Source organism: Rouxiella sp. T17 (genome assembly GCF_036663475.1).
Classification (GTDB): domain Bacteria; phylum Pseudomonadota; class Gammaproteobacteria; order Enterobacterales; family Enterobacteriaceae; genus Rouxiella.
In genome coordinates this window covers 96,007-104,733 of record NZ_JAWUEA010000008.1, presented here as the reverse complement: position 1 = coordinate 104,733, position 8,727 = coordinate 96,007, and the positions used below count along the sequence as shown (strand labels likewise).

Here is an 8,727-nt window from a genome sequence, read left to right as displayed (position 1 = left end):
GGTGTTCGCTTAGGAACATCCTTGAGGCGGTCTGCGCCGCCGCGCAGTAAGCGAAGCGCATGCAGTTGAACTTGAACCTAAAGACTTTGCCCCTAAAGACTTTGAATCAAAAAGATTAAAAGTCAAAATCCATTGACCATCAGAATTTGAATCTAAAAGATTAAAGGTCAAAATCCATTGACCATCAGATTTTGACCTTAAAAAAATTGCCTTTAGATTCCAAATCTAAATCTAAATCTACGAGCTTAGTGGTTCCCTAAGTCCCTTATACTTGGCCCTCGCCTTCGAGTACTGATCCGCTAGGGCGATAGCTTTTGCCCCAGGCACAAGGGCAATATCACACTCTTTCGGTAACAGCGCGGTAACCAGCGCAGCGATTAGCAATGAACCAGAAAGCGCGTAAATAGCCGTGTTTTGACCATACAAACTTACTAATACGCCGACCAGATAAGGGCCGCAGAAACCACCAAGATTACCTAAGCCATTGATAACGCCACGCGCGCGACCGGCGGCTTCGGGAGTGGTGACCTTGCCGGGAATAGTCCAGAAGGCGCTGGTCGCAGCCTGCAGGAAGAAGCCCGCGCACACTAGGAAGCAGTAAGAACCGATCACGTTGCCTTTAAAGGTGACCGAAAGTGCCAGACTCGCGGCGAATCCGACCAGCGGCAGGATGATGAACATCCGACGTTTACCGGTTTTATCGGAAAGGATCGACATGGTCAAAATACCCAGCATCGTGCCCACGTAAGGAATAATAGCCAGCATACCGACAGAACTCATGTCGCCGCCGGTCAGCGATTTCAGGATAGTCGGCAGCCAAAGGGTGTAGCCATAAATCCCGGTCTGATAGAAAAAGTTAATCACAATCAGTTTAAGAATCGATTTATTACGGAACACTTCCTTAAGCGGCGCATCTTTCACGGTGGCCAATTCTTGCAACGCTTCACGCTCGCGTTTCAATTCGGTAACCAGATAGTCGCGTTCACGATCCGACAGCCATTTCGCCTCTTCCGGACGGTCGCTAATGGTAAACCACCAGAACGCCATCACTACCACAGACAGCATACCTTCGAGGATGAACAACCAGCGCCAGTCAAGGGCGTCAAGAATAAAGCCGGACAGGGGAGCAGTAATCATGCCGCCGATAGGGGCAAACATCAGCACGTAAGCATTGGCCCGACCACGTTCCGCATCTGGGAACCAATTACTGACCATGGTCAGCACCACGGGCAGCATCCCACCTTCCGCGACACCCAACGCAAAGCGCAGGAACAGCAGTTGATACTGATTGGTAACCAAACCGGTCAGCACTGAGATAATCGCCCACGCGGCCAGTGACCAGGCGATGAATTTACGCCCGCTGCCGTTGACCGCAATACTGCCGCCCGGCACCTGTAAAAACAGATAACCGATAAAGAAAATACCGGCTGCGAGTCCGGCCATGGAAGAGGTAATACCTAATGCACTGTCCATTCCGCCCGGCATCGCGAAGCTGATATTAACCCTGTCCATGAAAGAAATAATGCAGGCGATCAATATTGGCGTAATTACGCGTAACCAGCGGGCCTTTGGTATTGTTTTATCCATGGGTACACCTCGTTTATTCACAGAAGCATTCCAGCAAGAGGAATGAATTAATACGCGAATTCGGTTGGTATATGAAATAAGGCATTGGGAATAATGTTCTTATTAACCTGATCCGACGATGTCCTAATAAAAGCATTTCTACCATTATATTATGAGACGTAAGTCACATTAGGCCATGTTAAAAAAGGATGTTACTGGTAACGTGATCCTGCCCATAATGTTTGGGCAGGTATTTTAGAGGGGGATAAAGCTAGATAGTGCCGCCAAGAGAAATACGATAATGTAAGTCAACTCGTTCAATTGTCGGGATTTTATTGATTTTTTTCAGCATGATTTCGGCGGCGACTTTGCCAATTTCGAAGCGTGGGGTGATAACGCTGGCGAGCGGCGGCGTAGTGGCAAGGCCAATATCCAGCCCGTGAAAGCCCGATATTGCCAGCTGCTGCGGCACCTGAATGCCAAGGCGCAGACACTCTTGCAGCACGCCGACGGCAATATCGTCGTTAGTGCAAAGGACAGCATCTACCTCGGGATTAAGCTGACGAGCCATGGTTAACATACCCGCGCCAATAGAGACTGACGACACCTTATTCGGCGTAATATGCTGCGGAGAAAGCTGGTTATTTTCCATCGCCTTGCTGTAGCCTTCGTAGCGTTTCATATCACGTGGATCTGACATCGAACCGAAATAAACCACATGACGTTTTCCACTGGCAATTAACGCCGTAGCCATATCAAATCCGGCCTGGAAATTATCGAAACCCACGGCGATGCGCCCGTGATTGTCGTCGAGATCCATCACCTGCGCGACGGGAATATCCGCAGCGTTAAGGTATTTATCGGCTTTAAGCGTGTGCACCGAATCGGTCAGAATTAATCCGGCTAACCGGTAGGTGAGAAGGTTAATAATATGTTCTTCTTCACGCTCTTTGCTGTAGTCATAATTCACCACCAGCGTTTGATAACCCTGTGCCGAAGTCACCGATTCAATTCCGGCAAGTAAATCGGAAAATATTTGGTTATTAAACGAAGGAACAAGAATACCTATCTTTTTGCTTTGATTCTTTTTTTCGGTCTCTTCCAGCGGGAATCCGACTTCCTGCATCACCTTGGTAATACGTTCTCGCGTTTCGGGTGAAACTTTTTCTGGAGTGCGCAAAAAGCGGCTGACAGTCATTTTCGTGACGTCGGCGAGTAACGCGATATCTTGCAGGGTGACGCGTTGGTTTCTCATCCGGGAGTCCTGATGGTGCCAAAAGAAGAGGTAAATGATACGGCTTATGTTACCAAATTGCACAACGGTTAACAACGCAGCGAAACGGCGCAAAAAACTTTTACTTTCAGGATGATGACACATTCTGTTGCCGTTATTTTCTCCATGCCGGACCTATTATTTGACTTAGGTCAGGAAAGCGGATGACCCCGATCACGCTTGCTGTAACAGAGTTTACTAACACGGAATAAAGTGATCTTCATCACAGTTTTAAGCCGTATAAACCGCTTTGATGAAGCTATATCTCTTTGCCATGTTGTATTTGCCTCGCTCGTGGGTAATACGGACATTTTCATGTGTAACGTCAGGAAAAATATTATGACTAATCTGTTCTCGCTGGATAACAAAAAAATTCTGGTTACAGGCTCCTCACGAGGTCTAGGATTCTTGCTGGCTAAAGGGTTGGCCGAGCACGGCGCGGAAATTATTATTAATAGCACCACGCAGGAATCGGCCAATAAGGCGGCGGAAAGTCTGCGCGCAGAAGGTTATATTGCCTATCCGGTGGCTTTCGATGTGACGAATAGTCAGGCCGTACAGCAGGCTATCGATAACATCGAGAAAGAGATCGGACCAATTGACGTATTGGTCAACAATGCCGGTATTCAGCGCCGCCACAAGTTTACCGAATTTCCGGAAAAGGATTGGGATGACATCGTGGCCGTTAATCAGAAATCGGTGTTTCTGGTTTCTCAGGCCGTTGCCCGTTACATGATTACCCGCGAGCGCGGCAAGATTATCAACATCGGATCAATTCAAAGTGAGCTGGGTCGCGACACCATCACGCCTTACGCCGCGTCGAAAGGGGCCGTTAAAATGCTGACGCGCGGCATGTGCGTTGAGCTGGCCCGCTACAATATTCAGGTTAACGGCATCGCGCCGGGCTACTTCAAAACCGATATGACGCAGGCGTTGGTTGATAACAAAGAGTTTTCCGACTGGTTGTGCAAACGTACGCCGGCCGCGCGCTGGGGTAATCCGGAAGAACTCATCGGCGGCGCTGTCTATCTTTCATCCCGCGCTTCCGATTTCGTTAACGGCCATTTATTGTTCGTTGATGGCGGAATGATGGCCGCGGTCTAAGCTATTCATTTGTCATGCTTCTTTCCTCCACGACTTGGAAACTTTATGAGCTCGAATGAACAGAAAATTGCCCTGATCACGGGTGCAGGCAGCGGCATTGGATTAAGCGCCGCCAAATCATTAGTTGCCAGCGGATTTAAAGTTATTTTAACCGGGCGCAATCGGGATAAGTTGGAGAAAGTGGCCGCGCAGTTTGCCCCTGAGCAAACCCACGTGTTGACGGTAGACGTCGCCGATCCGCGTTCCGTCGCTGCACTGTTTGCCAGTGTTGAAGAGACTTTTGGTCGTCTTGACGTGCTATTTAACAATGCGGGCACCAATGTGGCGGATCAGCCGATTGAAGATCAGCCTTTCGAAGATTGGTTGACCGTTATCAATACCAATTTGAACGGTGCTTATTTATGCACGCAGGCCGCTGTTCGACTGATGAAACAGCAAACGCCAATGGGCGGGCGCATCATCAATAACGGATCGATTTCGGCGCACAGTCCGCGTCCGAACTCAGCGCCCTACACGGCAAGTAAGCACGCAATAACTGGCCTGACCAAAAGCACGGCGCTGGATGGCCGCAAATATAATATCGCCTGCGGGCAAATTGACGTCGGCAATGCGGCGACAGACATGGGCAATAAAGCGTTGGCTGGCAGAATGCAGGCCAATGGCGAAACCGCCGAGGAGCCGATAATGCCGGTAGAGCGCGTCGGCGAAGCGGTGGCGTTTATGGCAAATCAACCGGATGGCACCAACATTTTGAGCCTGACAGTGATGGCGACCGCCATGCCATTAGTAGGCCGTGGCTAAGTCTTGTCTTATCGACTATCAAATTCGTTAACGTCATTTTATTAACGTCATATTTGTTAACGTCATAAATGAAAAGGAGAATGCCTGATGCATTCTCCTTTTTTCACGTACGTGATTAAGTTACGAAAGCGTTATTTATCCGCGTGAGCCAATTTTTGTCGAGCCTGACGTCTTCTAAACAGCCAGAAAATCAGCGCCAGAACCACGATAACGCCTATCACCATAGCCGGAGCCATATAAGGCTGCAGTTTCGCCAGCAAAGTGACCGGACCGCCGCCGCGCAATACGGCAACATCCAAGGTGGTAACTTGAATTTGCGGATTGCCGAAATTGGTCAACACATAGTTGGAGATGTCGGCAATTTGCGCATCGGTAAGTTGCGCCACGTAAGAGCCTTCACCAAATTTCGGCATCAGCACGTGCTCATCGCCAACCTGTCTGTCCACGCCGTAAAGGATGGTGGAGATCAGGTTGGAGGCATTGGTCAGGCCAGTCGCGGTGTTGTTATACAACGACGGATAAGCCTGATTTTTACTGCCGCCGCCGTCTGGCTGGTGGCAGCTGGCGCAATAGCCGCTGAACAACGCCGCGCCACCGGTAATGGTGTTATTGGCATTGGATGGATGAACGCCGCGCAGGCCTTCTTCGACGTTAACCTTCCTTGAACCAAAGCTGTCAGCCGCCTGTTTATCTGCGGGGTCCCGCACCGCCGGAGCGTTTTTGAGGTAAAACGCGATAGCGTTGAGATCGGCATCCGGCAGATATTGCAGGCTGTTTTGTACGGCTTCCGCCATCGGACCTGCCGCCTGATTTTTGCCCACGGTCCGGCCAGTTTTCAAATATTCGACCAATTGCGCCTGCGACCAATTACCAATTCCACTCACGGGATCGGAACTGATGTTCGGTGCATACCAGGGTCCTACCATGCCGCCCGCTAAGGGTTGACCAATTACTGAACCCATCATCAGGTTACGCGGCGTATGACAGGTATCGCAGTGGCCCGCGCCGTTAACCAGATAGGCACCGCGATTCCACTCTGCGCTTTTAGTCGCATCAGGTTTGAAGGCCGCGCTGTCGAGATACATCATGTTCCAACCCGCCATCGCAATTCGCATGTTGAACGGGAAGGGCAGTGCGGTCTGCTTGGTCGGCTGTTCGACCGGCTTTACGCCGAGTTGGAAATAGGCATACATCGCCTGAATATCTTCATCACTCATATGGCTGTAAGAGGTATAAGGCATCGCAGGATAGAGGTTTTCGCCATCGGGACGCACGCCTTCACGTACTGCACGGCTAAACTGCTGCAAGGTGTAATTACCAATACCAAACTGCTTGGACGGGGTAATGTTGGTGGTATAAATCGTACCCATCGGCGAATGAATCGCGTAGTCACCCGAAAATGGTCGACCCCCTTCAGGATTGGTATGACAGGCCTGACAGTCGGCCGCCGTGGCAACCAATTTGCCTTTGGCAATCAGGTCCAACTGGCTTTCTTGTGCAACGGCCAGGCTGCTAAAAACGCTCAACGCCGCGCCGAGCAAGGCTACATTCAGGATATTTTTCATGCCTGACCTGCCAGAGATTTCGCCATGTCGTCCGCTGCTTTCAATGCCAATGCTGCCATCGTTAATGTGCTGTTAACCACGCTTGAAGAAGGAATCGCGCCGCCGCCCGGTAACCAGAGGTTTTCATGGTCGTGGGTGCGGCAGTTGCCGTTGACCACGGAATCCTTTGGATCATTACCCATAATGGTGCCGCCCATGATGTGGTTGTTGGCATTCAGGTTGGTCGTGATGTTGAAATCTTCGGCCATGAATAATTTACCGATATATTCCAGCTGCTTATGAGCGGCTACTGCCCCTTCACGCACATAATCACCCACGTCGTAATGAATGTCTGGACACGGTAAACCGTGCGGATCTTTACGCGTTTTACTTAACGTCAGGCGATTATTCGGATCTGGCAACGGCTCGAGGCTGATTGAAAGATCCACGCCGTAAATGGCCCGACGACGAATTTCGTTGTCCAGATCTTCGCCTACTAGCCCCATCTCCAACGCCTTGTTGGTCGCGGGGATCACCTGACTGATATTGTTGACGATCATTTTATTGGCAGAATATTGGCTGCGGAACTCGCCGTCGCGTGGTCCTACCAAACAGCTGCTTTGCGCCGGACCGCGACCAATCCACAGAGGTTCAGAGGCAATAAAGGTACAGTGGAAACCAGAGTGGTCCATCATGTTGCGGCCCACGTGGTCTGAAGAGTTGGCGATGCCGTTCGGGTTTTTTTCATTGGCGGCAATCAGCAGCAGTCGTGGCGTTTCGATGCCGTTACAGGCCAGCGCAAAAGTTTTGCCTGTCGCTTTGTGCGATTTTTTGTTGTTGTCCAACCAATGTACGGCGGTCACGCGATTGTTTTCGTCGGTATCAATCTTGTAAACCACGGCTTCGGCCAACACCACCGCGCCCTTGTTTTCAGCGCGTTCAACGTGGCTGATGCCGTTATACATCGCGCCAATCGGGCAAATAGGCTGGCAATTATTATTACCGCAGCAGGTTGGGCGCCCATTCCACGGACGCGTGCTGCGCCCTTGCGGGATCGGAACAGATTTAAAGCCGTGCGGGTTGACCACTTCTGCAAACCGGGTATCGCCGTAAGCATACGGAACCTGTTCCATCGGATACGGCTTGCTGCGTTCCGCGGGGGATTGCAGTTCTGGATCGTTTGGTCCGGCCACGCCAATTTCATCTTCGGCACGACAGTAGTAAGGCTCCAGCTCTTCATAAGAGATAGGCCAGTCGCGGCCCACGCCATACAGGGTTTTCATCTTGAAATCGTTAGGTAAATGCCGCCAGCAGGACGCTGCCCAGTGCCAGGTCGTGCCGCCGACGGTACGCAAATAGCCTTGCTGGAAACTGCTGGCACTCGGACCGGTCAGATTCACATAGTTATTTTTGGGGAAATAGAGCGGGGCAGGTGCCAGTTTTGATTGCGGATACAAACCCTGGAAATCAGAGCCGGCACGATTGGAAAACGGCATATTGCGCCAGTTCTCAACGGCCTGTGCGCGTTCGATTCGCAAGCCGGCTTCGAGCACTAAAACCGAATGCCCAAGGCTTACCATCTGATCGGCGATCATGCCGCCAACAATCCCGGAACCTACAACAATGACGTCGGCAGAAACGTCGCCGTTCGCGCTAAAAATGGGTTTATTCATCATGCTTTGCTCGCATTTACAGTATCTGGCGTCGCTTTCAAGCGCTCTTCTTTCATATATTCCGGCATCGGGGCGGCCGGAGGTGGGGCGGTAAACCATAACGGACCGTTGCCGCAGTATGTCGGAACGATTAAGCCGTCGCTCACAGGACGATACATCAGCGCATCTTTATAGGCGATTAGGATGGAATCGTTACCATTTTTAATCGTGCCGGTATACCAGCCAGTGATGATAGCGGTAAGGATTTCACCGAGATCGTGCTGCTTGGCCACTTCCTGAAACTGTTTGGCACGTTGACCTGGCGTTAACAAGCCGAACAGTTTGGCAACCTGCGCCGGGAACTGCGGATTACCCTGATAGAAGGCATTAAAAATGCGTGCCGACATGCCGGGGCTTAAATCTTGGTGTTCGGTAATCGCCTGTGAAACCCTAAAGAACTGGGTAAAAATGACAGGATCGCCGATTGCGGTCTCTTTTTCTGCCTGGGTTAAAAACGGAAAACCGAGCAGGGTAGCCGCAACCATCGCGGAGCCCACGCCTTTCAGCATGTCACGACGACTGAAACCGGTACCATTATTTCGGGGGTTTTCGTTAAAAAGTGAACGATTTTTGCTCATCTTAATTCTCTTGGAATGGGGTTCTCATGAAATGAGGAGTAAGCCAACGGCTTGGTAAAATTATTATTATTGTTTTGAGGTTACACGGAAGCGGATGCCCTCTTTGAAAGGGTCTAGCTTCTTCGATAGGGTAAACCAGTAAAAACGGT

The 8,727-nt window shown here is 50.7% G+C and carries 7 protein-coding genes; 2 read left to right on the top strand and 5 right to left on the bottom strand.

Going from position 1 to position 8,727, the window contains the following annotated elements; translation table 11 throughout:
• Nucleotides 1–237 precede the first annotated feature (237 nt).
• A complete protein-coding gene (locus SC206_RS02400) occupies nt 238–1,587 on the bottom strand; it encodes an MFS transporter (RefSeq protein ID WP_332733827.1) in 1,350 nt (449 codons plus the stop codon).
• 250 nt (nt 1,588–1,837) lie between these two features.
• The gene (locus SC206_RS02395) at nt 1,838–2,821 is read right to left on the bottom strand and encodes a LacI family DNA-binding transcriptional regulator (RefSeq protein ID WP_332733825.1); all 984 of its coding nucleotides are present in this window, start codon (nt 2,819–2,821) and stop codon (nt 1,838–1,840) included.
• A 357-nt stretch (nt 2,822–3,178) separates the two neighbouring features.
• Between SC206_RS02395 and idnO the strand changes: the two genes are divergently transcribed.
• Together idnO and SC206_RS02385 are read left to right on the top strand one after the other, a co-directional pair.
• Nucleotides 3,179–3,943 carry a gluconate 5-dehydrogenase gene (idnO, locus tag SC206_RS02390; protein ID WP_332733823.1) on the top strand — a complete coding sequence of 255 codons (765 nt, stop codon included), beginning with the start codon at nt 3,179–3,181 and terminating at the stop codon, nt 3,941–3,943.
• 45 nt (nt 3,944–3,988) lie between these two features.
• The gene (locus tag SC206_RS02385) at nt 3,989–4,744 is read left to right on the top strand and encodes an SDR family oxidoreductase (RefSeq protein ID WP_332733821.1); all 756 of its coding nucleotides are present in this window, start codon (nt 3,989–3,991) and stop codon (nt 4,742–4,744) included.
• A 131-nt stretch (nt 4,745–4,875) separates the two neighbouring features.
• Here SC206_RS02385 and SC206_RS02380 read toward each other — a convergent pair whose 3' ends face one another.
• Genes SC206_RS02380 through SC206_RS02370 form a run of 3 tightly spaced genes read right to left on the bottom strand, consistent with a single transcriptional unit; the run spans nt 4,876 to nt 8,578 of the window.
• Nucleotides 4,876–6,309 carry a cytochrome c gene (locus tag SC206_RS02380; RefSeq protein WP_332733819.1) on the bottom strand — a complete coding sequence of 478 codons (1,434 nt, stop codon included), beginning with the start codon at nt 6,307–6,309 and terminating at the stop codon, nt 4,876–4,878.
• Nucleotides 6,306–7,961, bottom strand: coding sequence for a GMC family oxidoreductase (locus tag SC206_RS02375; protein ID WP_332733837.1), 1,656 nt, complete (start codon nt 7,959–7,961; stop codon nt 6,306–6,308). The genes SC206_RS02380 and SC206_RS02375 overlap by 4 nt, the downstream gene beginning before the upstream one ends.
• The gene (locus SC206_RS02370; protein ID WP_332733817.1) at nt 7,961–8,578 is read right to left on the bottom strand and encodes a sorbitol dehydrogenase family protein; all 618 of its coding nucleotides are present in this window, start codon (nt 8,576–8,578) and stop codon (nt 7,961–7,963) included. The genes SC206_RS02375 and SC206_RS02370 overlap by 1 nt, the downstream gene beginning before the upstream one ends.
• Nucleotides 8,579–8,727 lie beyond the last annotated feature (149 nt).

Excerpts from the sequence above, each read along its gene's own strand:
- SC206_RS02370 (WP_332733817.1), bottom strand. The coding sequence starts at position 8,578 with ATGAGCAAAAATCGTTCACTTTTTAACGAAAACCCCCGAAATAATGGT.
- SC206_RS02400 (WP_332733827.1), bottom strand. The coding sequence starts at position 1,587 with ATGGATAAAACAATACCAAAGGCCCGCTGGTTACGCGTAATTACGCCA.
- SC206_RS02375 (WP_332733837.1), bottom strand. The coding sequence starts at position 7,961 with ATGAATAAACCCATTTTTAGCGCGAACGGCGACGTTTCTGCCGACGTC.
- idnO (WP_332733823.1), top strand. The coding sequence starts at position 3,179 with ATGACTAATCTGTTCTCGCTGGATAACAAAAAAATTCTGGTTACAGGC.
- SC206_RS02395 (WP_332733825.1), bottom strand. The coding sequence starts at position 2,821 with ATGAGAAACCAACGCGTCACCCTGCAAGATATCGCGTTACTCGCCGAC.
- SC206_RS02380 (WP_332733819.1), bottom strand. The coding sequence starts at position 6,309 with ATGAAAAATATCCTGAATGTAGCCTTGCTCGGCGCGGCGTTGAGCGTT.
- SC206_RS02385 (WP_332733821.1), top strand. The coding sequence starts at position 3,989 with ATGAGCTCGAATGAACAGAAAATTGCCCTGATCACGGGTGCAGGCAGC.